The sequence below is a fragment of the Neobacillus drentensis genome (assembly GCF_036966985.1).
In the GTDB taxonomy this organism is placed as follows: domain Bacteria; phylum Bacillota; class Bacilli; order Bacillales; family Cytobacillaceae; genus Neobacillus; species Neobacillus drentensis_E.
This window is the reverse complement of the sequence record NZ_JBALSN010000084.1, coordinates 1-231: the sequence shown is the minus strand read 5'-3', so window position 1 is coordinate 231 and position 231 is coordinate 1.

The window sequence follows — 231 nt, the reverse complement described above, 5'->3', positions numbered from 1 at the left end:
AGTTTGCAGAAATATTACTAAGTAATGCTGAGAATTTATCGACTTTTTTAAATGCCATGTGAATACCCCCATTTTCTATTAAACAATTGTTGAATACCGACCTCAGTAATTTTATATGAAAAATGTCGAAAAAAGAAACAAATTCTTTATAAATTTACAAAAACTTAACATTAGAATTTTTTGAATCGTTCATTTTATTGGAACAAATGCTATGTATGTTTACAAAATCTT